The sequence below is a fragment of the Kaistia sp. UC242_56 genome, assembly GCF_044452255.1.
GTDB lineage: Bacteria > Pseudomonadota > Alphaproteobacteria > Rhizobiales > Kaistiaceae > Kaistia > Kaistia defluvii_A.
Window position 1 is genome coordinate 982891 of the sequence record NZ_JBIOAN010000002.1, and the last position, 22985, is coordinate 1005875.

The 22985-nt window shown below is 66.0% G+C and carries 17 protein-coding genes; 11 read left to right on the forward strand and 6 right to left on the reverse strand.

Annotation, left to right across the window (positions count from 1 at the left end; genetic code table 11):
* Nucleotide 1: 1 nt before the first annotated feature.
* Together arcA and ACHMWQ_RS07325 are read left to right on the forward strand one after the other, a co-directional pair.
* Nucleotides 2-1246: an arginine deiminase gene (gene arcA / locus ACHMWQ_RS07320; RefSeq protein ID WP_396306925.1), complete on the forward strand. Its 1245-nt coding sequence runs from the start codon at nt 2-4 to the stop codon at nt 1244-1246.
* Between the two features lie 166 nt (nt 1247-1412).
* Entirely contained in the window at nt 1413-2894 is a 1482-nt protein-coding gene (locus ACHMWQ_RS07325; protein WP_396306926.1) for an alpha/beta hydrolase, read from the forward strand.
* Nucleotides 2895-2948: 54 nt separating this feature from the next.
* Here ACHMWQ_RS07325 and gltS read toward each other — a convergent pair whose 3' ends face one another.
* From gltS to ACHMWQ_RS07340, 3 genes are read right to left on the reverse strand one after another with little or no spacing between them, the layout of a single operon-like run.
* On the reverse strand, nt 2949-4154 hold the full coding sequence (gltS, locus tag ACHMWQ_RS07330; RefSeq protein WP_396306927.1) for a sodium/glutamate symporter: 1206 nt from the start codon (nt 4152-4154) through the stop codon (nt 2949-2951).
* A 60-nt stretch (nt 4155-4214) separates the two neighbouring features.
* On the reverse strand, nt 4215-5657 hold the full coding sequence (locus ACHMWQ_RS07335) for a GntP family permease (RefSeq protein WP_396306928.1): 1443 nt from the start codon (nt 5655-5657) through the stop codon (nt 4215-4217).
* Between the two features lie 3 nt (nt 5658-5660).
* Nucleotides 5661-6710: a patatin-like phospholipase family protein gene (locus ACHMWQ_RS07340; protein ID WP_396306929.1), complete on the reverse strand. Its 1050-nt coding sequence runs from the start codon at nt 6708-6710 to the stop codon at nt 5661-5663.
* 174 nt (nt 6711-6884) lie between these two features.
* Between ACHMWQ_RS07340 and ACHMWQ_RS07345 the strand changes: the two genes are divergently transcribed.
* The 3 genes from ACHMWQ_RS07345 to ACHMWQ_RS07355 all read left to right on the forward strand — a co-directional run bounded on the left by ACHMWQ_RS07345 (nt 6885) and on the right by ACHMWQ_RS07355 (nt 12489).
* Complete coding sequence (locus ACHMWQ_RS07345) at nt 6885-7961, forward strand: helix-turn-helix domain-containing protein (RefSeq protein WP_396306930.1); 1077 nt, start codon at nt 6885-6887, stop codon at nt 7959-7961.
* A gap of 359 nt (nt 7962-8320) precedes the next feature.
* Nucleotides 8321-9403 (forward strand): efflux RND transporter periplasmic adaptor subunit, encoded by a 1083-nt coding sequence (locus ACHMWQ_RS07350; protein WP_396306931.1) that lies wholly within the window; start codon nt 8321-8323, stop codon nt 9401-9403.
* Nucleotides 9400-12489, forward strand: coding sequence for an efflux RND transporter permease subunit (locus ACHMWQ_RS07355; protein ID WP_396306932.1), 3090 nt, complete (start codon nt 9400-9402; stop codon nt 12487-12489). Before ACHMWQ_RS07350 ends, ACHMWQ_RS07355 begins: the two co-directional genes overlap by 4 nt.
* A 390-nt stretch (nt 12490-12879) precedes the next feature.
* Here ACHMWQ_RS07355 and ACHMWQ_RS07360 read toward each other — a convergent pair whose 3' ends face one another.
* From ACHMWQ_RS07360 to ACHMWQ_RS07370, 3 genes are all read right to left on the reverse strand, one after another.
* On the reverse strand, nt 12880-13962 hold the full coding sequence (locus tag ACHMWQ_RS07360) for an alpha/beta hydrolase (RefSeq protein ID WP_396306933.1): 1083 nt from the start codon (nt 13960-13962) through the stop codon (nt 12880-12882).
* A 329-nt stretch (nt 13963-14291) separates the two neighbouring features.
* Nucleotides 14292-14816, reverse strand: coding sequence for a DUF992 domain-containing protein (locus ACHMWQ_RS07365; protein WP_396306934.1), 525 nt, complete (start codon nt 14814-14816; stop codon nt 14292-14294).
* Nucleotides 14817-14858: 42 nt separating this feature from the next.
* Nucleotides 14859-15641: an outer membrane protein gene (locus tag ACHMWQ_RS07370; RefSeq protein WP_396306935.1), complete on the reverse strand. Its 783-nt coding sequence runs from the start codon at nt 15639-15641 to the stop codon at nt 14859-14861.
* Between the two features lie 380 nt (nt 15642-16021).
* Between ACHMWQ_RS07370 and ACHMWQ_RS07375 the strand changes: the two genes are divergently transcribed.
* The 6 genes from ACHMWQ_RS07375 (at nt 16022) to ACHMWQ_RS07400 (ending at nt 22979) form a co-directional block, all read left to right on the forward strand.
* The gene (locus ACHMWQ_RS07375; protein WP_396306936.1) at nt 16022-16777 is read left to right on the forward strand and encodes a hypothetical protein; all 756 of its coding nucleotides are present in this window, start codon (nt 16022-16024) and stop codon (nt 16775-16777) included.
* A 379-nt stretch (nt 16778-17156) separates the two neighbouring features.
* A complete protein-coding gene (locus ACHMWQ_RS07380) occupies nt 17157-18170 on the forward strand; it encodes a BMP family protein (RefSeq protein ID WP_396306937.1) in 1014 nt (337 codons plus the stop codon).
* 219 nt (nt 18171-18389) lie between these two features.
* Nucleotides 18390-19928 (forward strand): ABC transporter ATP-binding protein, encoded by a 1539-nt coding sequence (locus ACHMWQ_RS07385; RefSeq protein WP_354551971.1) that lies wholly within the window; start codon nt 18390-18392, stop codon nt 19926-19928.
* Nucleotides 19928-20971 carry an ABC transporter permease gene (locus ACHMWQ_RS07390; RefSeq protein ID WP_354551973.1) on the forward strand — a complete coding sequence of 348 codons (1044 nt, stop codon included), beginning with the start codon at nt 19928-19930 and terminating at the stop codon, nt 20969-20971. The genes ACHMWQ_RS07385 and ACHMWQ_RS07390 overlap by 1 nt, the downstream gene beginning before the upstream one ends.
* Nucleotides 20959-21954 carry an ABC transporter permease gene (locus ACHMWQ_RS07395; protein WP_396306938.1) on the forward strand — a complete coding sequence of 332 codons (996 nt, stop codon included), beginning with the start codon at nt 20959-20961 and terminating at the stop codon, nt 21952-21954. The genes ACHMWQ_RS07390 and ACHMWQ_RS07395 overlap by 13 nt, the downstream gene beginning before the upstream one ends.
* Nucleotides 21955-21965: 11 nt before the next feature.
* Nucleotides 21966-22979, forward strand: coding sequence for a nucleoside hydrolase (locus ACHMWQ_RS07400; protein ID WP_396306939.1), 1014 nt, complete (start codon nt 21966-21968; stop codon nt 22977-22979).
* The last annotated feature ends 6 nt before the right edge of the window (nt 22980-22985 follow it).

Genomic DNA, 22985 nt, shown 5'->3' on the forward strand with positions numbered 1-22985 from the left:
CATGGCGAATGAAACCCCGTTCGGTGTCCATTCGGAAGTCGGCCAGCTTCGCAAGGTGCTGGTCTGCGCCCCCGGCCGCGCGCATCAGCGCCTGACGCCCAGCAATTGCGACGACCTGCTGTTCGACGATGTGCTGTGGGTCGACAATGCCAAGCGCGACCACTTCGACTTCATGACCAAGATGCGCGATCGCGGCGTCGAAGTGTTGGAGATGCACAATCTGCTCGCCGAGACGGTCGCGATTCCCGAGGCGAAGAAATGGATCCTCGACAACCAGGTCGTGCCGAACCAGGTCGGTCTCGGCCTCGTCGACGAGGTGCGCTCCTATCTCGAAGGACTGGCGCCGCGCGCGTTGGCCGAGACGCTGATCGGCGGGCTATCGACCGAGGAATTCCCGGAGACGCTGGGCGGCGAGATGATGGCGCTCGTGCGCGACGCGGCCGGCGCCAATGAATATCTCCTGCCGCCGCTGCCGAACACGCTCTATACCCGTGACACCAGCTGCTGGATCTATGGCGGCGTGACGCTGAACGCGCTCTATTGGCCGGCGCGGCACGAGGAGCCGATCCTCACCACTGCGATCTACAAATTCCATCCGGACTTCGCCGGCAAGGTGAATGTGTGGTGGGGCGATCCGACCGAGGACCACGGCCTCGCCACCTTCGAGGGCGGCGACGTCATGCCGATCGGCAAGGGCAATGTGCTGATCGGCATGAGCGAGCGCACCTCGCGCCAGGCGATCAGCCAGGTCGCGCAGGCCCTCTTCGACAAGGGCGCCGCCGAGCGTGTCATCGTCGCCGCCATGCCGAAGCTGCGTGCGGCCATGCATCTCGATACCGTCTTCACCTTCGCCGACCGCGATTGCGTGCTGCTGTATCCCGATATCGTCAATGGCATCGAGGCCTTTTCGTATCGGCCGGAGGGCAAGGGCGGCCTCGAGCTTTCCAAGGACAAGGGTACTTTCGTCGAGACGGTGCGGGACTCTCTCGGCCTGAAGAAAATGCGCGTGGTCGAGACCGGCGGCAACGCCTATATGCGCGAGCGCACGCAATGGGATTCCGGCGCCAACCTCGTCTGCGCCTCGCCCGGCGTCGTCTTCGCCTATGACCGCAACACCTACACCAATACGCTGCTGCGCAAGGAAGGCATCGAGGTCGTCACCATCACCGGCGCCGAACTCGGCCGCGGCCGGGGCGGCGGCCATTGCATGACCTGCCCGATCATCCGCGACGCGGTCGACTACTAGGCGGGACTATCGGCAACGGAAAACACTCTGTCCCGGCGGGTCGGCGCACTGCGATCCGTGGTTGCGTCGGTCTTGATTGTCGCTCATTGAAGATGGACCGCCCGCATTGCCGCGCTGCCATGCGGACGTCATCTCGATGCTGCCTTTCTCGGAGACATCCCGCTCCATGACCCGCCGGTTTCTGCGCTATCTAAAGCGCGCAACGGTCATCCTTGTCGTGATCGCGCTGACGCTGCTCGCCGCCCGGGTCGTCGATGTGCTGCGCGGCCCGCCCTTGCAGCTCTGGCACAAACATGCGCCGCATGAACTCTCGGTGAAGCAACTGGATGGGGCCACCTGGGAGGATTATCTCAAGGCAGAGCAGGCGGCGTTCGAGGACGTTCGGACCCATGTGACGGACAAGCTGAAGCCGGCCCAGCAGCTCCGGGCCAATCGCTATTTTGACGGCAGCCCGCTCTATCCGCCACACTTCCAGACGGACTGGAACCGGTCCTTCATATTGACGCCGGAGGGGCCACCAGTCGGCGCGGTGGTGCTGCTGCACGGATTGACCGATTCCCCCTACAGCCTTCGCCATATCGCGAAGCTCTACCGGGATAAGGGCTTCGTCGCGGTTGGCTTGCGCGTACCCGGGCACGGAACGGTTCCGGCCGGGCTGACGACCGTTCATTGGGAACAGTGGCTGGCGGCGACCCGCCTCGCGGTGCGCGAGGCGCGGCGACTGGCCGGCGGTGAGAAGCCGCTGCATCTCGTTGGCTATTCGAATGGCGGCGCGCTGGCACTGCTCTATGCGCTGGATGCGCTCGACAATCCGGCCCTTGCCCGGCCGGACCAACTGGTGCTGTTCTCGCCGATGGTCGGTGTCACGCGCTTCGCCCGCTTCGCCGGCCTCGCCGGTCTACCGTCCATCTTCCCTGCCTTCGCCAAGACGGCCTGGCTGGGTCTGATGCCGGAATTCAATCCGTTCAAATACAATTCGTTTCCCGTCAACGCGGCTCGCCAGTCCTACGAGTTGACCGCGGCCCTGCAGGATCGGATTACCCGGCTCGCTCGCGACAACCGGCTCGCCGATCTGGCGCCGGTGCTGACCTTCCAGTCGATCGTCGATTTTACCGTCAGCGCGCCCGCCGTCGTGTCCATGCTCTATGGGAATCTGCCCGAGAACGGCAGCGAGCTGGTCTTGTTCGACATCAATCGAAACGCCGATCTCGGGCCGCTGCTGAGCCCGGCCGCTGAGACGGCGGTCGAGCGTATCCTGCCGGCGGCGCCGCGCCGCTACCGGATGGATGTGATCACCAACGCGGCGCCCGATGGCGATCTGGTCGAGGCGCGGGTCATGGAGCCCGGCCAGACGGTGCAGCAGAAGCAGGCGCTCAATCTCGTCTATCCCCCCGACATCTACTCGCTGTCGCATGTCGCGTTGCCGTTTCCCGTCGAGGACGGGCTCTACGGGACCAATCCCGACCCTGCGGATGATTTTGGCATTCATCTCGGGGACATCGCCTCGCGCGGCGAACGCGGGACGTTGATCGTCGGTCTGGATACGCTGATGCGGATTTCGTCGAATCCGTTCTTTCCCTACGTGGTCGAGCGGATCGAGGCTCTGATGCCGCCGAGGCCGGATCAAGGAACCGTGTCGCCGCCGTAGCGGCGACACGGGCCGATCGTCTCACTCCGGCGATCGGCCCGGGATAGTGCGCTGTCAGCGCAGGAAGAAGCCGATCACGAAGGCATTGGCGATGTCGATGAAGAACGCCGAGACCAGCGGCAGGATGATGAAGGCCATCGGCGCCGCGCCATGCACCTTGGTGACGGCCGTCATGTTGGCGATCGCCGTCGGCGTGGCGCCGAGGCTGATGCCGCTGAAGCCGGCCGAAAGAACCGCCGCTTCGTAATTGCCGCCCATGGCCGGGAAGACGACGAACAGCATGTAGAGCACGGCGGCGATCGTCTGGATGCCGAGCACGAGCACCAGCGACGGGCCGAGGTCGCCCAGCGTCCAGAGCTGCATGCTCATCAGCGACATGGCCAGGAAGATGTTCAGCGACAGGTCGGAAATCAGCGCCAGCGCGCGGGTTCGCGTCGGCCAGGCGACTTGAGGCAGCACGCGCGGAATGGTGTTGGTCAGGACGATTGCCACCAGCAGGCAGGCGACGAAGAGCGGCAGGCGGATGCCGAGCTCGGTGAAGATCTCGTCCAGCGTGAAGCCGATCAGCACCGCGACGTTCAGCACCAGGATGGTGCGCAGCAGGCTGATGTGGCTGATCTCGTCCTTGCCGGGTTGCTCTGCGCTCTTCGGCAGGCCGACCATCGGCTTGCTGCCGGTGGGGCCGCTCAGGTGGTAACGGGCGATCAGCAGCTTGGCGACGGGGCCGCCGACAAGGCTGGCGACGACGAGGCCCAGCGTGGCCGCGGCGATGCCGACTTCCATCGCATTCTGCAGGCCGAACTGCTTGGCGATCATCGGCGCCCAGGCGATCGTCGTGCCGTGGCCGCCGATCAGCGAGGCCGAGCCGAGCAGCACGGTGATGCCATCCGGAAGGCCGAGCAGCGCGACGCTGCCGGCGGCGATCAGGTTCTGGATGACCAGGAAGATCAGCGTCAGCGCCAGCAGAACCAGCAGCGGTTTGCCGCCGGAGAGCAGGTCGTCCAACCGGGCGTTGAGGCCGATCCCGGTGAAGAAATAAAGCAGCAGCATGTCGCGCGCGGCGAGATCGAAGGCGATGCTGGTGTCGAAAACCCGATAGGCGACCAGCGTGGCAAGCGCCGCCAGAAGGCCGCCGGTCACCGCCTCCGGTATGTTCCAGCGCCGCAGCGGTGCGATCCAGCGATTGAGGCCCGTGCCGACGAAGAAGACGACGATCGCGATCGTCAGGCTCAGGAATCCGGGAACTGCTACGGTCGTCACGTCAGTCTGTACCTGTTCTGCCGAGCCTCCGCGGGCCCCCGGGTCGATCTTTGACGGGTATCAGAAGGATCCGAAAGCGGAGCCGAGCAGAATCACTGCCGCCAGAGCGATTAATGCACCGACGATACCAACCATGACGATATCGAAATAGCTTTTGCCATGCGTCGAGCCGCAGACGGCGAGCAAGGTCACCACCGCGCCGTTATGCGGCAGGCTGTCGAGCGTGCCGGCGCCGATCACGGCGACGCGGTGCAGCAGGGCCGGGTCGATGCCCTGTTCGGCGGCGAGCTTCATATAGGTGCCGCCCAGCGCGTCGAGCGCGATGGTGAGGCCGCCGGAAGCCGAGCCGGTCAGCGCCGATAGGATGTTAGTGGCGATCGCCAGCGAGACCAGCGGGCCGCCATCGATCGAAAGCACCCAGTCGCGCACCAGCTCGAAGGCCGGCACGGCGGCGACGACGGCGCCGAAGCCGACCAGGCTGGCGACGCTGAAGGCCGGCAGGACCGACGCATTCGCTCCGGCGTCGATGGTGGCCCGCAGGGTCGGCAGGCGACGGCCGCTGACGGCGAGCAGGGTCAGGATGGCGGCGGTCAGCGCCACGATCACCGACCAGACGCCGCCGACCGCGGTGATCGAGGTGGAGCCCCAGGCCGGTTCGGCGAGATAGGCCGTGTCGAGGCGGGGCAGCACGACGAAACTCATGACGAGGTTGACGACGATCACCACCACCAGCGGGAGGGCGGCGATCCAGATCGGCGGCGCGCTCGGGCTCGGAACGCCATGGTGGATCTCGGCCGGGTCGAACTCATGCGCGACGGTCGCCCGCTCGCGGATCAGCGCCTCGTCCATCACCGGTTCCGGCATGTCGCCAAAACCCTCGCCCGCGCGGCGGGCCCGGGCCTCTGCGCGCGAGAGCCACCAGAGGCCGAAGGCGAGCATGATCGCCGAGGCGATGATGCCGAGGCCGGGGGCGGCGAAGGGCGTCGTGCCGAAGAACGGCATCGGGATGGCGTTCTGGATCGCCGGCGTGCCGGGCAGGGCGGACATGGTGAAGGTCGAGGTGCCGAGCGCGATGGCGGCCGGCATCAGGCGACGCGGAATGGCGGCGCGCCGGAACAGCGCGATCGCCATCGGCGCCAGCACGAAGAAGGCGACGAACAGGCTGACGCCGCCATAGGTGACGAGCGCGCCGGCCAATACGACCGCGAGGATCGCCCGCCGCTCGCCAAGCCTTTCGACCATGGTGTTGGCGATTGCCGTGACGGAGCCGCTGTCTTCCATCAGCTTGCCGAACAGCGCGCCGAGCAGGAAGATCGGGAAGAACTGCGCCAGGAACTGTGCGGCGCTCGCCATGAAGGTCTGTGTCCAGTGCGCCAGCAACGGCTCCCCGGAAAAGAGCGCCGCGATCAAGGCGGCGATCGGCGCCAGCAGCAGGATGCTCCAGCCCCGGAAGGCCAGCCAGATCAGCAGGCCGAGGCCGAGAAGGATGCCAAGCAGTCCCATCGCTCAGCACTCCCCGAGCAGCACGTCGAGATCGGCGGTCGAGCGCTGGCCGAGATCGTCGCCATGCTCGTCGAGAAAGGCGCTGGCGGCGCGATGTCCTTCGGCGCGCAGCATCGACAGGAACGCCCATTCGGCATTCAGCTTCGACGAGGCGCTGAGATCGACCATCATCTCGGTCATGATCCGGTGCGTCCGCATGCCGGCCCAGCGCGCGCCTTCGCCATTGCCGGGATCGGCAACCTGGCGCAGCAGGGCGATCATGCGCAGTTCCTTCATCAGCGGCGAGTTGAACGAGATCTCGTTGAGACGGTTCATGATCTCTGGCGCCGTCTTGGGCGTTTCCAGCCTCTCGCGCGGATTGATCTGCACCAGGATCGTGTCGCTGGCGTCGCTTTCGCGCACCAGCGGCGTGATCGTCGGGTTGCCGGCATAGCCGCCGTCCCAATAGGGGACGCCGTCGATCTCCACGGCCTGGAACATGGTCGGCAGGCAGGCGGAGGCGAGCAGGACGTCGGCGGTGATCTCGGGATTGCGGAAGATGCGGCCGCGCCCGGTATAGACATTGGTGGCGGTGATGAACAGGCGGACCGGCGAGCGCGCCAGCCGCTCGAAGTCGATGCTCTCGACGAGCAGGGCCTGCAGCGGGTTCTTGCCGCTCGGGTTCAGATCATAAGGCGAGAAGACGCGCGACATCAGGTCGACGGCGACATAGGCGGGCGAATGGTCGAGCGACCAGCGGCCGAGCAGCACGTCGATCGGACTGCGCTGGAACGGGCTGAAGCGCGCCGACTTCGAAACGGCGCGCCAGAAGGCTTCGAGCGCGGCTTTCGCGCCTTCGGCGCCCCCGGCGGCATAGCCATCCGCCAGTACCGCGGCGTTCATCGCACCCGCCGATGTCCCGGAAATGCCGTCGATCTTCAGCGAGGGTTCCTCGAGCAGGCGCTCCAGCACGCCCCAGGTGAAGGCGCCGTGCGAACCGCCACCCTGCAGCGCGAGGTCGACCAGAAGAGGGGCGGAAGCGGAGCGCTTCGGGCTTTTCGGTGCACGGGACATCGGGCCTCGCCGAGACAGGTCTGGACGCGGAAATCACGGAAACAATTGTCCCGCTTTCCCCAAGGGTAATGCTGCACTGCGATAATTGCCCACAACATTGTCATGCGCAACCTATAATGGTAGTCAAAAGCCCAAACGGCGGGGTGTCCGCATGGCCCGGAAACGACGGCTGCGATGAAGAGTGCTCCCGAACCGCTGTCGGCGGTCCCCCTGGAAGCTCCCGCAACGCGGATCGAGCCGTTCAATTTCAGCACCCGTTCCCTGCCTGTCCGCAGCCAGTTCGAGGCGTGGCGCGCCCTGATGTCGCCGGTCATCGATCTCGATCTTGCCGGCGACCGCGACGGCGGATTCGACGCCGAACAGCGCGTCTGGGATGTCGGCGGCTTCGCTCTGACGCGGGCCCGCCTGCCGGCCGACGGGCAGACGCGCGTCTGGCAGCACGTCAAGAAAAACCCGCTCGACCATTGGTGCTTTGTGCTGGTGAATGACGGCACGGGGCCGTCCTTGCCGGGCAGTCCGGGCGAGCCCCGGCAGCTCTTCTTCCGCTCGCTGGGCAGGCCCTTCGACGGCGTCGCCAAGGATACCAGCGTGCTGACGCTTTATGCGCCGCGGGAACTCTTCGGCGGCAATCTGGGCGGCATCGACCATGCGATCGATACGGTGGCGGATCGGGGGATCGGCGCCCTGCTTGGCGACTATTTCCTCAGTCTCGAAAAGCGATTGCCCGATGTGGCGGTCGAGGATCTGCCCAACGTGGTCGAGGCGACGCGCGCCATGATCGCAGCCTGCGTCCGCCCGTCGCTGGACCGGATCGAGATCGCCCAGGACGCGATCGTCGCCACCTTGATGGAGCGGGCGCGGGTGATCGTCGGGCAGAACCTGCGCTCGGTCACCTTTGGGCCGGACAAGCTCGGCCAGGCGCTCGGCGTGTCGCGTTCCAGGCTCTACCGGATGTTCGAGCCCTTCGGCGGCGTGGCTCGCTATGTCCATCGGCAGCGCCTGCTGGCCGCCCATGCCGCCCTGTCCGATCCCGCCAACAAGACCCCGATCATCCAGATCGCCGAGGGCCTGGGCTTCAGCGATGCGTCGGGATTCAGCCGCGCCTTCAAGCAGGAATTCGGCCACAGCCCCAGCGAAGCGCGCCTTGCCGCCGCCGTCGGCGCGCCGATTGCGTCCGCCATCCGGCGGATGAGCGGCAGCGGCGATGCGAGCACGGATTTCGGCGAGCTGCTCCGGCGGCTCCGCGCCTAAGTCACAGCGTTGGGCGGCGTGAACCGTTCGCTCTGTTGCGCTGCATCCATCGGGATGGTGTTTGGGATGCGCGGCACAGGGCCGGGACGCGGGGCTCATGCCTTTGCCGGTCGGAGCCGCTAGGTTCCGCCGCGTGTGTCTGGCTGCGAGCGGTCCGGTAGGGGCCTCGGTGGCAGGTCGAGCTCCGCTCTTGACTGCTTCCGGGTCTCGTTCCAGACAAGAGTTTATCTTGCGCCAGATGGCGTGTCGGTTCCGGGGTGAAGCGTGGCTGCGAGGTGCGATTTCGCCCGAGCCAGGATCCCCGGGCATTTTTGGTTTGGGGGTATCTCGTGACGAAACCGGCCGATCGTCGGAAGAGCGTGCGTGGCTTGATGCGCGTCGCCGCTGTCCTGTTTGTCGCGGCCCCCGTTCTGGCGGCCTGCCAGAGGGAAGCCGAAACCCAGGCTCCGGAAATTCGTCCCGTCAGAACCGTCATCGCCACGCGCGAGAAGGCCGGCGAGAAGGTGGTCCTCACCGGCCAGATCGAGGCGCAGAACGAAGCCGCGATGGCCTTCCGCATCGGCGGCCGGATGATCGAGCGGCCGGTGAATGTCGGCGACCGTGTCGAGGCCGGCCAGGTTCTGGCCCGGCTGGATCCCGTCAACGAGCTGAACGCGCTGCGCTCGGCGCAGGCGGCGAACGTCGCCGCCGAGGCCCAGCTGGTCCAGGCGCGCAACGCCTTTGGCCGCCAGGAGCATCTGCTCCGCAACGGCTTCACCACCCGCGCGAATTTCGACCAGGCGCAGCAGGCGCTGCAGACCGCGCAGGCGCAGGTCGACAATACCGAAGCCCAGCTCGAGATCGCCAGTGATCGCGTCGCCTTCACCGAGCTGAAGGCCGACGTTTCCGGCACGATCACCGCTCGCGGCGCCGAGCCCGGCGAAGTGGTCCAGGCCGGGCAGATGATCGTCCAGCTTGCGCGCCAGGATGGCCGCGACGCCGTCTTCGACGTGCCGGCCCAGATGCTGCGCACGGCGCCGAGCGATCCGGTGGTCAGCGTCCGCCTCACCGACGATCCCACCGTCTCGGCCGTCGGCCGCGTCCGCGAAATCGCGCCCCAGGCCAATGCGCAGACCCGTAATTTCCCCGTCCGCGTCGGTCTCGACAACCCGCCCGCCGGCCTCCGCCTCGGTTCGACGGTGACCGGCACCATGGTTATGGATTCCGTGCCCGTGATTTCACTTCCCGCGAGCGCGCTGACGACCGCCGAGCAGAACCCGGCCGTGTGGGTGGTCGACCCCGTCGCCTCGACCGTTTCGCTGCGCAATATCGAGATCGTCCGGCACGATCCGGCGACCGTGATTGTCTCCAGCGGCATCGATACGGGAGACATCGTCGTCACGGCCGGCGTCCAGGCGCTTCATCCGGGCCAGAAGGTCCGTCTGCTCGGGGCCGCCAAATGAGCGGCTTCAACCTCTCTGCCTGGTCGCTCAACCATCGCTCCTTCATCGTCTACTGGATGATCGCGGTGATGGTGGCGGGCATCGCCTCCTTCATCAGCCTTGGCCGCAACGAAGACCCGCCGATCACCATCAAGACGATGATCGTGCATGCGGTCTGGCCCGGCGCGACGATCGAGGACACGCTCAACCAGGTCACCGAGCGGCTCGAACGCAAGATCCAGGAAATCCCCGAGGTCGACGACGTCCGCTCGTCGACCAGCGCCGGCAGCACGACGTTGTTCGTCAATCTGCGCCAGGAAGTGACCTCCGCCGAGGTCCCCGACGTCTGGTACGAGGTGCGCAAGGGCATTGGCGACATCCGCCAGACCTTGCCCTCCGGCGTGCTCGGCCCGTTCTTCAATGACAGCTTCGGCGACACCTTCGGCATCATCTACGGCTTTACCGCCGATGGCTTCTCGCATCGCGAACTGCGCGACTATGTCGAGGCGGCCCGCTCCCGCCTGCTGCAGGTGCCGGATGTCTCGCAGATCGAGATCATCGGCGCGCAGGACGAGAAGATCTACGTCGAATTCTCGACCAAGCAGCTCGCGGGCATGGGCATCGACCGTCAGGCGCTTCTGAATGCGCTGCGGGCGCAGAACGTCGTCAGCCCCGCTGGCGTGCTCGAGACGGGCGAGGAGCGAATTTCGCTGCGCGTTTCCGGCGCCTTCCAGAACGAGCAGGACCTGCTCGATCTCAACGTCGTCTCGAATGGGCGGCTCATCCGCCTGCGCGACATCGCCGAAGTCCGGCGCGGCTATGCCAGCCCGCCGCAGCCGCAGTTCCGCGTCGACGGCAAGCCGGCGATCGGCCTCGGCATCGCCATGCGCGATGGCGGCGATATCCTGGCGCTCGGCAAGAACATCCGCACCGTGATGGCCGAGATCACGACAAACCTGCCGCTCGGCGTCCAGCCGTCGCTGGTGGCTGACCAGGCCGTCGTCGTCGACGAGGCGATCGGCGATTTCACCACCTCGCTCTGGCAGGCGATCGCCATCATCGCGGTGGTGAGTTTTGTCAGCCTCGGCATCCGTGCCGGCACGGTGGTGGCGCTGGCGATCCCGATTTCGCTCGCCATGGTGTTCGCCGTCATGAACATCGTCGGCATCGACCTGCAGCGCATTTCGCTCGGCGCGCTGATCATCGCGCTCAGCCTGCTGGTCGATGACGCGATGACGACCGTCGACTCGATGACATCGAGGCTGGCGGCCGGCGAGACCAAGGAGGATGCGGCGGCGAACACGTTCCGCACGCTGGCCCTTGCCATGCTGACCGGAACGCTGGTCACCGCTGCCGGCTTCGTGCCGATCGGCTTCGCGCGTTCCTCCGCCGGCGAATACACCTTCTCGATTTTCGCCGTCGTCGGCATCGCGCTGGTCGTGTCCTGGCTCGGCGCGGTGATCTTCTCGCCGCTGATCGGCGCTGTCCTGCTCAAGGCGCCGAAGGACAAGCCCGATCCCAACAAGGTCAGCATCATCGTGCGGGTCTTCCGCTCGATCCTGCTCACCGCGATGCGGATGCGCTGGATCACGATCGGCCTGACGCTCGCCTGCTTCGTCGGCGCGCTTCTGCTGCTGCCTCACGTGCCGCGGCAGTTCTTCCCGGCATCCGACCGCACCGAACTGATGGTCGACCTGCGCCTGCCGCAGAACACGTCGATCTATCAGAGCGGCGACGTCTCGGCCCGGTTCGACGCCATCATGAAGGACGACCCGGACGTCGAGCGCTGGAGCACTTATATCGGCCGTGGCGCCATCCGCTTCTACCTGCCGCTCAATGTCGAGCTGCCGAACGAGTTCTTCGCTCAGGCGGTGGTCATCGCCAAGGACGTCGACGCGCGGCTGCGGCTGGAAGAGCGTCTCGAGACCAAGCTCGCGGAACAGTTCCCGGACTCGGTTTCGCGCGTCGCCCCGCTCGAGCTCGGCCCCCCGGTCGGCTGGCCGGTGCAGTATCGCGTCAGCGGCCCGGACGTCGACCAGGTGCGCGATATCTCGATGCGCCTCGCCCAGATCGTCTCGGCCAATCCCGACACCAAGCGTGTCAACTTCGACTGGATGGAGCCGGCGCGCATGGTGCGCGTCAAGATCGACCAGGACCAGGCGCGCCTGCTCGGGCTCAGCTCGCAGGCGCTGGCTTCCGCGCTGAACGCGGTGGTGACCGGAACCACGGTCACCCAGGTTCGCGACGACATCTACCTCGTCGATGTCATCGCGCGCGCTACCGACGAGCAGCGTGTCTCGCTCGCCAATTTGCAGACGCTGCAGGTGCCGCTGCCGAACGGCCGCACGGTGCCGCTCAGCCAGTTCGCTACGTTCGATTACGGGCAGGAATATCCGCTGATCTGGCGCCGGGACCGCGTCCCCACGCTGACCGTGCAGTCGGATGTTCGCCCGGGCGGGTCGCCCGAGGCGGTCGTGGCCGAGCTGACGGATTCCGTCGAGGCGCTGCAGGCCACCTTGCCGCCCGGCTACAACATCGCCGTCGGCGGTGTCGTCGAGGAGAGCGCGCAGTCGCTGCAATCCGTGATGGCGGTCGTGCCGATCATGCTGTTCCTGATGGTCTCGTTCCTGATGGCGCAGTTGCAGAGTTTTGGCCGGCTGTTCATCGTGCTCTGCGTCGTGCCGATGGGCCTGATCGGCGTGGTCGGCGCCCTGTTCCTGTTCAACAGGCCGCTCGGCTTCGTCGCCATCCTCGGCATTCTCTCGCTGCTCGGCCTGATCGCCAAGAATGCGGTGATCCTGATCGAGCAGATCGAGGCGGAACGGGCGCGCGGCCTGTCGATCTGGGATGCGGTGCTGGAAGCAACGGTCTCGCGTTTCCGGCCGATCATGCTGACGGCGATCTCGACCGTCCTCGGCATGATCCCGATCGCGGCGACGATCTTCTGGGGCCCGATGGCCTTCGCCATCATGGGCGGCCTGCTGGTGGCAACCCTGCTGACGCTGGTGTTCCTGCCGACGCTGTACGTGACCTTCTATCGCGGCAAGGAAGGCGAGCCGGCGCCGAAGCCCCCCGTCGCCGCGACGCCGGCTGTCACGGCCGCCTGACGCCCGTCAGGACGACGAATTGCAGGAGGCCGCGGTATTCCGCGGCCTTTTGCGTTTTGGGGGGCTCCCGTCGGAAATTGTATCGTCTCCATCCTGCTCGGGGATGTGTGGCGCCCTGCTAGCGCAGCCATGCAGGAAGCTTCCACGAAGGCTCGTCGCCCCGGCGGAGCCGGGGCCCATAGACACGAGCCAATGCAAGTGTGGTGGCCAGCCTCGCCACCCCAGTGCTGCGCGTCTGGATCCCGGCCTTCGCTGGGATGACGCCCGATGAGCGGGGCTCGCTTTTCAAATTGGTTGCGTGAAGGACTTCTCAGCGAGAGGTGAAATAGGGTGTGCCCGGACGCCCGTCAGGAGCGTTGCGCCGGTGCGAGCGCCTCCTGCTTAGAACGCCTATTTCCGCCCGGCGCTCTCGAAGATCAGGATCGGGGCCGTCAGGACGGCGCCCGCGGCAGAACCGAGTACCTGGCCGGCGCCCAGGGTCGTGGCGCCGAGGCCGCCCGCGCTGCCGAGAGCCGAATCCGTCACCGATTGACCCTGGATCAGGCGGTCGCCCATCAGCTGCACGACCTCCGGGCTGGTGGCGAACTTGCTGTGGTTGAGCCGGTCGCCATTCTGCAGCGCCGTCAAATCGAGCACGGTGATGTTGGTCGCCGATTCCATCTGCGACAGGTAGGGTTCGCGCGTAATGTCGACGGCGCCGAGCCGCGTCATCCGGCCGGAAAGCAGGCGCGACAGGCGCAGCGCCCGGTCGTTCTGCGATACGAACAGGGTTATGTGCGGGCGCTTGGGGCCCATCTCCAGCACCTGCTTGCGGAAGACGTCGATGTCGAGATCCGGCGAGGCGAGGATGAGGTTCGAGACCTTGGCGGGCACGCGCCCCTGCTGCAACGCGATCTGGCGCAGCGACTCGACGGCAAGCCAGCCGCCCATCGAATGGGCCATGATCGTGACGTCGGAAACAGCCGGGCTGTTGGCGGCGGCGAGGATGACCGAGGCCAGTTCGCTGCGGGAATAATTGGCGCTTTCGCGGTCGTAATTATAGTCGAAGACGCTGCCGCGCGACGGCCACGAGAACAGGATCGGCGCGACATTGGCATCGGTGTCATGCACGATCTGCGCGAAGCGGAAGACGCTGTCGGCGAATTGCGTGTTGAAGCCATGCACGAAGATCAGCACCCGCTTCGGCTTGCCGGCGGTGCGCTTGAACCAGGCCTTGGCCTGGTCCGGCTGCATTGGCGTCACCTTGGTGGTGACGAAATCGCGCGACGGGTCGCCTGGCACGCGGCTCGGCCACTGGATGCTGCCGACCGGGCGCTGGTCGGGGATCGAGACGACGATATTGCTGAGCGAGAGATCCGGCCCGCGCTCGCCGTTGAAATAGACGCCGGGCTCTGCCGCCGGCGCGCGGGTGGTGGCCACCAGCAGGTCGACCTTCTGCGCCGCGGCGGTATTGGCCTTGACGGGCGCCAGCACCCCTTGGGGTCGCGATGCGCAGGCGGCAAGGCTCAGTGTCAGTCCGAGGAGCAGGACGGCCCTGGAAAGAAAACACGCAACTGACGACACAGAGCCCCCGCAAGCATCCCGGATCCGCCAGCACTCTATTCCGGCATCCTGACGCTACTGTTACACGGCTCGTCTGTCTCGGTGAAGCGTCGACCGGGCCACACGGGGCCGCTTCATGTCACGTGCTTTCGGACTTCTACCGATCGCGAGGCCCGAGGTCGCCATCGCCCCGGCCGGCGTCACAAGCAAAACGGCGCGCGACCCTGTCGCGCGCCGTATCAACCAAGCGTTTGGCCGTATCAGGGGGCGGAAACGAGCGTCAGCTGCGTCACGCCGGCGGCGATGTTGATGCCGATTTCACCTTCGACCGAGATCGGCTGCAGCGCGAACGCATCGCCCGAGCCGCCGACGAGAACATTGGCGCCGAGGCCAGGACCGAAGGCCGCGTCGGCGCTGGCGCCGACATACTTGCCGGCCAAGGCGCCGACCGCGGGCGCATTGTTCGTCTGGGTGATCACGCCCCAGATCAGGTGGCCCTGCTCGACACCGCCCAGCGCGACGCCGAAGGTTTCGATCTTGCCGGTGTAGTTGTTGGTGGGGCCGGCGTTCTGAGCGGGGACGAACTGGCAGGTCATGGTCTGCTTTTCGACCAGGATCAGGCCAACACCTCCGGAAACATCGCATTTCAGCGTGCCGACCTTGGTCGCGGACTGCGCCATGGCGCCGGAGGCCATCAGCAGCGATGCCGCGACGGCGAAGCCGGCGCCGAGCGCCGCGGTCCGCATGCGTGAAGCTGCCGGCATATTCCGGGATACGAAGAACATGATTGAACCCTTCCTGAAATCGGTTTGGCGGATCAAATCTGTCTAGAAATGCACGCCGAGGCTGGTGAAGACGCCCTGCTGGGTGGTGTCGTAGACGAATCCGTCCTTCTCGTAGTCCGTGTAGATTACACGGTAACCGAGTGCGGTCGAGATCGTCTTGGTCCAGTTGTAGCCGACAGCGGCGAAACCCTGTGCGGTGAGGTTGGAGCCAACGTCGAAGCCGCCGATATCGCCGAGCGCGTTCAGGAACCAGCGGTCGTTGAAATCATAATGCAGGCTCAGGCCGACGGTGGGGTCGATCCATTGCTTGGTCCGGTCCACATCGAAGGAAAATCGCGGATCGGCGGCATCGAAATCGAGGTCGACATTGAGATGCTGATAGCGGAAGCCCGCCGTCGCGCTCAGCTGCAGATTGGGTATGTCGAGGGGCAGCCGGTAGCCGACCAGCCCCGAGGCCGTCAGCTGCTTCTGCACGAAGTCGATCTGGCCGCCATTGCTGCCGATCGGGCCATCGCTGCCGACCTTGACCCACATCAGGTCGGTCAGGATCATCCAGTTGCCATACTCGGCCAGGAAGGACCCCATCACCGCACCCTGGAGGTTCTCGAGGGCGTCCCATGGCGTGATGTCGATGCTCTTGGGCGGCAGCCCCAGAACGCCGACATCGCCGCTGACGCCGGCGGCCCAGCCATAGAGGGTGGCCTGGAAACGCCAGGCTTCCGCAGGGGCGACATTTTCCACCGGCTGCGGCGCCAGATCGGCCGCGGCCGCTGGAGCTGCCATGGCCGCAAGCAGAAGCGGGACATGCAGGCAGGATGCTCTCATTTCCCCTCGTCTCCATTCTTTGCGGCAGCAGGTCGAACGGACACTCCGTGCGCGAGGCGGGGCTCGCGGGTCCATTCCTGTCCTGTTTACGCATCCCCACAGCATCGTCCCGGCTCGAATGATTCTCGTGCGCGAACGAAGCCGCTTGACCTTACAGGACAATGGCCTGTCTTTTGAAGATGCGCCGCATGCCGTTCGGGAAGCTTCGACGAAATACAGCAGGATTTCATGAGACCGTTGCAGAGAAGCCAGCCTCGCTTGGAAGGGTTCGGAGTTGCTGCGAGGGCCCCAGGCCGTCGAAACCGGGCCCGTCGCGATGCCGCAGGCCCTACAAGGGCGAACCCGGCGCGGATCGCGCGCTCTAGGGTAGAGGGGCGGGCATGACGTCGATCACCACCGGCATCGCCGCCTTCCTCGCCATTTTCGGTGGCGCGCTGCTCGGCCTCACGGGGGCTCGCCTTCTGCCCGCTCATCACCTCAGCCCCGAGACCCGAACCGCCGTTTCCGTTTCCATGGCCGTCGTGGGCACGCTTTCCGCGCTCGTCATCGGGCTGCTGATCTCGACTGCCAGCACCTCCTTCTCCGCCCGAACCCACGCGATCGGCAATCTCGCCGTCGACATGGTCCGGCTCAACCGCTCGCTGGTCCGCTATGGGCCGGAGGCCGATCCGATCCGGGAGTCGCTCCGCACCTATGCGCAGGCCAAGATCGGCGAACTGGGCACCGGCGTCGCTCGCGACGAGATGGGCATGCAGACGCTGGCCATGCTGGAGACGATCAGCGACCGGGTCGTGGACCTGCGTCCGGCCGACGATCGCCAACGCCATATCCAGGAGCAGGCGCTGGAGCTCATCAGCAGCATTTCCGAAGCGCGCTGGCTGCTGATCGAGAACGACAAGAGCGCCGTGCCGGTGCCGTTCCTAGTGCTGCTGATCTTCTGGCTGGCGATCCTCTTCGCGAGCTTCGGCCTGTTTGCGCCGCGCAACGCCACGGCGCTGGCCGCGCTGTTCCTCTGTTCGGTGGCCGTCGCCGGCGGCATTTTCATGATCCTGGAGCTGGCCGCGCCCACGGAAGGCGTCATCCGTCCTTCGCTCGATCCGATCCGCGCCGCGATCGGCGCACTCGCCCCCTCGTGACGGCGGGCTGCACGGCGCGCTCCGCCTTGGAGCGTAACCGGCATTCTTCTTGCGCTCAGAGGCCGGGGATGGTGGCCTGTCCCGGCCGGGCAGCGGCGGGCTGGCTTCGCACCCGGCCGGAATAATTGTTGGTGGTCATCCAAGTTGGAGGCCGCCACCTGAATCTTGTTAATTAGCCAGTCGATCTATCCCTCACGATATATCGGGCAGATTTTGGCGCGCATTTCCGCATTGACAGCATCCTGCGTTCCCCGCAATCTCATATGGCCATCAACGATATTCGAGTGACCGGTGCAGGGGAAACTGTCGGGCTCGTCAGATGTCGAGGGTGGGTGTCGACAACGAACACCTGTTTTCAGCTCCAGAGGTCGGTTTCATCATGTCCAGTTGGTCTCGTCGTCTCGTCGCGCTGTGCGGCGCCTCCGTCATCGCGCTCGCCAGCCAGGCCGCGCTCGCCAAGGACGTCTCCGTCGCGGCGATCTCCGGCTACTTCTCCCAGGGCTTTGGCGTTGCCATCGTCGAGGGCCTGAAGAAGGCCGAGAAGGACCTCGGTGTGAAGGTCAAGCTGGTCGACACGGGCAACCGCGCCCTCGACTATGAAGAGCAGTTCAACAACCTCGCCAAGGGCGGCGAGTACGACGTCGTCTTCGTCATGGGCTGGGAGCTCGTCGACGCGCTTCAGAAGGCTGCCGCCGCTTATCCGAACACCAAGTTCGTCTTCATCGACGGCGTGCTGGATTCCAAGCAGATCATCTATGCGAACTTCGCCCAGAACCAGGGCTCGTTCCTGGCCGGCGCGCTGGCCGCGATGATGGCCGAGAAGGGCAGCGAGATCGAGGGTCTCGGCGACGGCAAGGCCATCGGCTTCGTCGGCGGCCGCGATATCCCGGTTATCCGCGACTTCATGGTCGGCTACGAGCAGGGCGCCAAGACCGCCGCTCCGGACGTGCGCCTCGACGCCGTCTTCGCCGGCACCTTCGATGATCCGGCCAAGGGCAGCGAGCTGACGATGGCGCTGTACGGCCAGGGTTCGGACATCGTCTACAACGTCGCCGGCCCGACGGGCGAGGGCGTGCTTCAGGCGAGCGCCGCAGCCGGCAAGTACTCGATCGGCGTCGACGTCAACCAGTGCGACGTCGCACCGGGCCATGTCATGGCTTCGATGCTGAAGAACGCCAACGTGGCCGTCTACGACCTGGTCAAGGACCTCGTCGATGGCAAGACGCTCGAGCCCGGCAGCGTCCACACGGCGGACGTCAAGTCCGGCGGTGTCGAGCTGCTGCTCTGCCCCGGCGTCGCCGACAAGATCCCGGCCGACGTCAAGGAGAAGCTGGAAGCCCTGAAGGCCGACATCGCTTCGGGCAAGATCAAGGTCGCCACGACGACGCAGTAAACGGCGTCTTCCACTGCCATCGCCCTCCCTTTGCGAAGGGAGGGCCGAAGCCGGCCTGCGGTTTCGGCAAGGGGTTGCGGTGAGGGAGCTTGCATGTGCCATAAGGCCTGTGCCGGTCCCGCGCCGTGATTACCATGCCGGGGCCCAGTCGCCGTGTCGCGCCGCCCGACCTTCGGGTGAAGGCGCGGACGCGAGAATTTGTCCCGAGGACACTCCACCATGCCCTTAGCCATCGAGCTGAAATCGATCACCAAGAGGTTCGGCGCCTTTGTCGCGAATGAGGACGTGAACCTCGCCGTCGAAAGCGGCAAGATCCACGCAATCATCGGCGAGAACGGAGCCGGCAAGACCACGCTGATGAACGTCCTGTTCGGGCTGCTGCAGCCGGACGAGGGCGAGATCTGGATCGATGGCGAGAAGAAGTCGCTTCCCAATCCGGCCGCGGCGATCGCCGCCGGCATCGGCATGGTTCACCAGCACTTCAAGCTGGTGCCGTCGCTGACGGTGGCCGAAAACGTCTTCCTCGGCATGGAGATCCGCAAGGGCGGTCTGATCGACCATGCCGCCCAGATCAAGCGCACGGCCGAGCTTTCCAAGCAGTTCGGCCTTCAGGTCGATCCGACCGAACGCGTTGGCCTGCTGTCGGTCGGCATCGAGCAGCGCATCGAGATCCTGAAGGTGCTGGCGCGCGGCGCGCGCATCATCATCCTCGACGAGCCGACCGCCGTGCTGACGCCGCAGGAAAGCCGCGAGCTGTTCCAGACGCTGCGCGGCTTCGTCGCCCAGGGCATGACGGTCATCTTCATCTCGCATCACCTGGAAGAGGTGATGGAAGTTTCCGACAACGTCTCGGTGCTGCGGCTCGGCAAGAATGTCGCCACGCGCCCGACGGCGGAACTGACCAAGTCCGATCTCGTCCAGCTGATGGTCGGCCGCCTCGTGTCGTTCGATCGCCTGCCGCGGGTGGCCAGCGTCGGCAAGACCGTGCTCGAGGTCGAGGATCTCTGGGCGCGCGACGATCGCCGCTTGCCGGCGCTGCGCGGTGTCTCCTTCGGCGTCCGCGCGGGCGAGATCGTCGGCATTGCCGGCGTGGCGGGCAACGGCCAGACCGAGCTTGCTGAGGTGCTGTCCGGCCTGCGCCCCTCCAGCCATGGCTCGATCCAGCTCAACGGCCGTACCATCACCGGAGCCTCGGCGCGCGAGATCCGCGCCGCCGGCGTCGGCCATGTGCCCGGCGACCGGCTGGTGCGCGGCGTCGACCGCAACGCCTCGATCTCGATGAACCTGCTGATGGGGCGCCAGGACCAGAGCCCGTGGTCCAAGCATGGCATCATCAACCGCTCCTACCTGCTCGAGCAGACCCAGGCGCTGATCAAGCGCTTCGACATCCGCGCGCGCGGCCCGGAATCGACCGCCAAGAGCCTTTCGGGCGGCAATATCCAGAAGATCGTGCTGGCGCGCGAATTCACCGGCAGCGCCGATTGCCTGCTGATCGACCAGCCGACGCGCGGCGTCGATATCGGCGCGCAGGAGGCCATTCACGGCGAGATCATGCGCCAGCGCGACGCCGGCAAGGCGATCCTGCTGATTTCCGTCCAGCTCGACGAACTGATCCGCCTCGCCGACCGCATCCTGGTCATGTTCGGCGGCACCATCATGGGCGAGATCCCGGGCGACCGGGTCGATGAGGAAGAAATCGGCATGCTGATGGCCGGCGTCGTTCCCGAGACGCATTCCAACACCGTGGGGGCCGCTTGATGTCGGACCGCTTCGATAGTCTCTTCGGCCAGGGGCTGGCCATCCTGTTCGCCCTCGGCCTCGGCGCCCTCGTCATCCTCACCGTCGATGAGAGCCCGGTCCGCGTCTTCGTCACCCTGCTGAACGGCGCCTTCGGCAGCCCGGAGCGGATTGCCGGCACGCTGCTGCAGACGACGCCGATCCTGATCTGCGGCATCGCCGCCTGCATCTCGTTCCGCGGCGGCCTGTTCAACATCGGCATCGAGGGCCAGCTCTTCATGGGCGGCTTCTGGGCCACCTGGGTCGGCTTCTCGTTCAACCTGCCGCCGGCGCTGCACCTGCTGCTCGCCATGGCCGCGGCGGTGATCGCCGGCATGGCCTGGATCGCGATCCCCGCCTTCTTCCGGGCTCGCTACAAGACCAACGAGGTGGTCTCGACCATCCTCGCCAATTATGTCGCGATCCTGTTCACCTCCTACCTGACCATCAACTGGTTCAAGCGCTCCGGCGGCCAGTCCGAGACGCCGCCGATCTTCGAAAGCGCCTACCTGCCCGAGCTGTTCTCGTTCTCGCGACTGAACTGGGGCCTCATCATCGGCCTCGTGCTGGCGGTCGGCGTCTATCTGTTCTTCACCCGTACCGCGCGCGGCTATGCCGTCAGCGAGATGGGCGCCAACCCGAAATTCGCCGAATATGGCGGCATCGACATCAAGAAGCAGACCTTCCTGGTGCTGATCGCCTCGGGCGCGGTCGGCGGCCTGGCCGGCGGCGTCGAGGCGCTCGGCGTGCACCACCGCTTCATGGAGGGCTTTGCGCCCGGCTTCGGCTTCGATGGCGTCATCGCGGCGCTGCTCGCCAACGGCAACCCGATCGGCACCATCTTCACGGCGCTGTTCTTCGGCGCGCTGCGCAGCGGCTCGCTGCTGCTGGAAGTCGATACCACCGCCTCGCGCGAGATCATCACCGTCATCCAGGCGCTGATCATTCTCGCCGTCTCGGCCCAGATCACCATCCGCCGCAAGGCATCGGATTCGACCGCGGGAGAGCGTCGATGGAAATTCTAGAACGCCTCCTCAACATCTCGCTGGTCGTCGCGACGATCCGCACGACGGCGCCGATTCTGCTGGTCGCGCTGGGCGGCTCCTTCACCACCAAGGCCGGCATCTTCAACATCGGCCTCGAGGGCCAGATGCTGGTCGGCGCCTTCTTCGCCGTGATCGGCACCATCGCCACCGGCTCGCCCTGGCTGGGCGTGCTCTGCGGCGTCGCTGCCGCGCTGACGCTGGCGCTGATCTTTGCGCTGCTGGTCGTCAGCTTCAAGGCAAACGAGGTCGTCGTCGGCCTGGCGCTCAACATCCTGGCGGGCGGGCTCACCGTCTCGCTGATGAAGGCGATCTTCGGCACGCGCGGCTCGATCTTCGGCCACGGCCTGGTCGGCCTGCCGGCGCTGCGGCTGCCCAATGTCAAGGATTTCGGCTGGTTCGGCCAGATCATCTCCGGCTACACGCCGCTGGTTTATGCCGCCTTCCTGCTCGTGCCGGTGCTGATCCTGTTTTACAACCGCACCCGGCTCGGCCTCTATATCCGCGTCGTCGGCGAGAAGCCGGAAGCCGCCGAAGCCCTCGGCATCTCGATCACCCGCATCCGCTATGTCTCGTCGCTGCTCTGCGGCCTGCTGGCAGGCCTCGCCGGCGCGCATCTGGCGCTCGGCTACACGACGATGTTCACGGAGAACATGTCGTCCGGCCGCGGTTTCATGGCGGTGGCGATCCTGATCTTCTCGAATGGCGACCCGCTGAAGATCCTGCTCGGCTGCCTGCTGTTCGGTTTCTCCGACGCGCTCTCGCTGCGCCTGCAGACACTGGGCATCTCGTCCTATCTCGTGCTCGCCGTGCCCTATCTGGTCGCGCTGATCGCGCTCTTCGCGCTCTCCTACCGGTCGCGTCCGCGCGTCATCCAGGAGACGCTGGCCAGCATGGGCCGCGCCCTTTCCGTCAAGTCCAACACCATCCAACCAGCTGCCGCCACGGACGCTTCCAAGCCGTGACAGGGGATAAAATGGAACGCATCATTCTCGACGTCGACTCCGCGGGCGACGATATTCTTGCGGTGCTTTTCGCGGCGATCTCGCCGTCGATGAAGCTCGAAGGCGTCACCACCTGCACCGGGGCCGCCGGCCCCATCGACCAGGTCACCAACGTCGTGCTCAACACGCTGGCGCTCGCCGGCAAGGGCAACGTGCCGGTCGCCAAGGGCGCCTGGCGCCCGATCGTCGGCAATTCCAAGGAAGACATGCAGGCGCCGGTGCATTTCGAGAAGCGCCTCGTCGCGCGCTTCGGCGACCGGCTGAAGAAGTTCAACCCGCCGGCGCCGACCCCGACGCTGAAGGTGATCGACAAGCACGCCGTCGATTTCATCATCGACAAGGCGTTGGCCAATCCGGGCGAGATCACGCTGGTCGTCACCGGTCCGATGACCAACGCCGCCATGGCCTTCCTGCAGGAGCCGGCGCTCGCCAAGGCGCTGAAGCGTATGGTCCTGCTCGGCGGCAACTTCATCACCCCCGGCAACATCACGCCGCTGTCGGAATACAATATCTGGGCCGACCCGGAAGCGGCCCGCGTCGTGCTCAACCAGGGCGTCGACACGATCCTGGTGCCGCTCGACGTCTGCGAGGACAACCGCGCCGCCGCCTCGATGCTAACCCGCGATGACCTGGCCGACCTCAAGGACGCCGGCGACCATCCCGTGCTGCAGATGCTGCAGGACAGTTTCCCGATCTATATCGACATCTGGCGCGAGTTCTTCGATCTCGTCGGCTTCCCGATGGACGACATCATCACGGTCGCCCTCGCCTTCGATCCGACGCTCTGCACCATGACCGAGCCGCTGTTCTGCGACATCGTGCTCGACGGTCGCGTGGCGCGCGGCCAGACGGTCGCCTATCGCGGTCGCCAGCTGCTTCCCGGCGGCGGACCGAAGACGACCCGCATCTGCACCGACATCGACGGCCGCCGTTTCATGAAGCTCTTCAAGGAAACGATCGTCCGCTACCAGACGGCCAAGGCGTAAGGGCAT

Coding starts and splice junctions, on each gene's coding strand:
- ACHMWQ_RS07340 (WP_396306929.1), bottom strand. CDS start 6,710: ATGTCCCGTGCACCGAAAAGCCCGAAGCGCTCCGCTTCCGCCCCTCTT.
- ACHMWQ_RS07400 (WP_396306939.1), top strand. CDS start 21,966: ATGGAACGCATCATTCTCGACGTCGACTCCGCGGGCGACGATATTCTT.
- ACHMWQ_RS07355 (WP_396306932.1), top strand. CDS start 9,400: ATGAGCGGCTTCAACCTCTCTGCCTGGTCGCTCAACCATCGCTCCTTC.
- ACHMWQ_RS07385 (WP_354551971.1), top strand. CDS start 18,390: ATGCCCTTAGCCATCGAGCTGAAATCGATCACCAAGAGGTTCGGCGCC.
- ACHMWQ_RS07365 (WP_396306934.1), bottom strand. CDS start 14,816: ATGTTCTTCGTATCCCGGAATATGCCGGCAGCTTCACGCATGCGGACC.
- ACHMWQ_RS07370 (WP_396306935.1), bottom strand. CDS start 15,641: ATGAGAGCATCCTGCCTGCATGTCCCGCTTCTGCTTGCGGCCATGGCA.
- ACHMWQ_RS07375 (WP_396306936.1), top strand. CDS start 16,022: ATGACGTCGATCACCACCGGCATCGCCGCCTTCCTCGCCATTTTCGGT.
- ACHMWQ_RS07335 (WP_396306928.1), bottom strand. CDS start 5,657: ATGGGACTGCTTGGCATCCTTCTCGGCCTCGGCCTGCTGATCTGGCTG.
- ACHMWQ_RS07380 (WP_396306937.1), top strand. CDS start 17,157: ATGTCCAGTTGGTCTCGTCGTCTCGTCGCGCTGTGCGGCGCCTCCGTC.
- arcA (WP_396306925.1), top strand. CDS start 2: ATGGCGAATGAAACCCCGTTCGGTGTCCATTCGGAAGTCGGCCAGCTT.
- ACHMWQ_RS07325 (WP_396306926.1), top strand. CDS start 1,413: ATGACCCGCCGGTTTCTGCGCTATCTAAAGCGCGCAACGGTCATCCTT.
- ACHMWQ_RS07345 (WP_396306930.1), top strand. CDS start 6,885: ATGAAGAGTGCTCCCGAACCGCTGTCGGCGGTCCCCCTGGAAGCTCCC.
- ACHMWQ_RS07390 (WP_354551973.1), top strand. CDS start 19,928: ATGTCGGACCGCTTCGATAGTCTCTTCGGCCAGGGGCTGGCCATCCTG.
- ACHMWQ_RS07395 (WP_396306938.1), top strand. CDS start 20,959: ATGGAAATTCTAGAACGCCTCCTCAACATCTCGCTGGTCGTCGCGACG.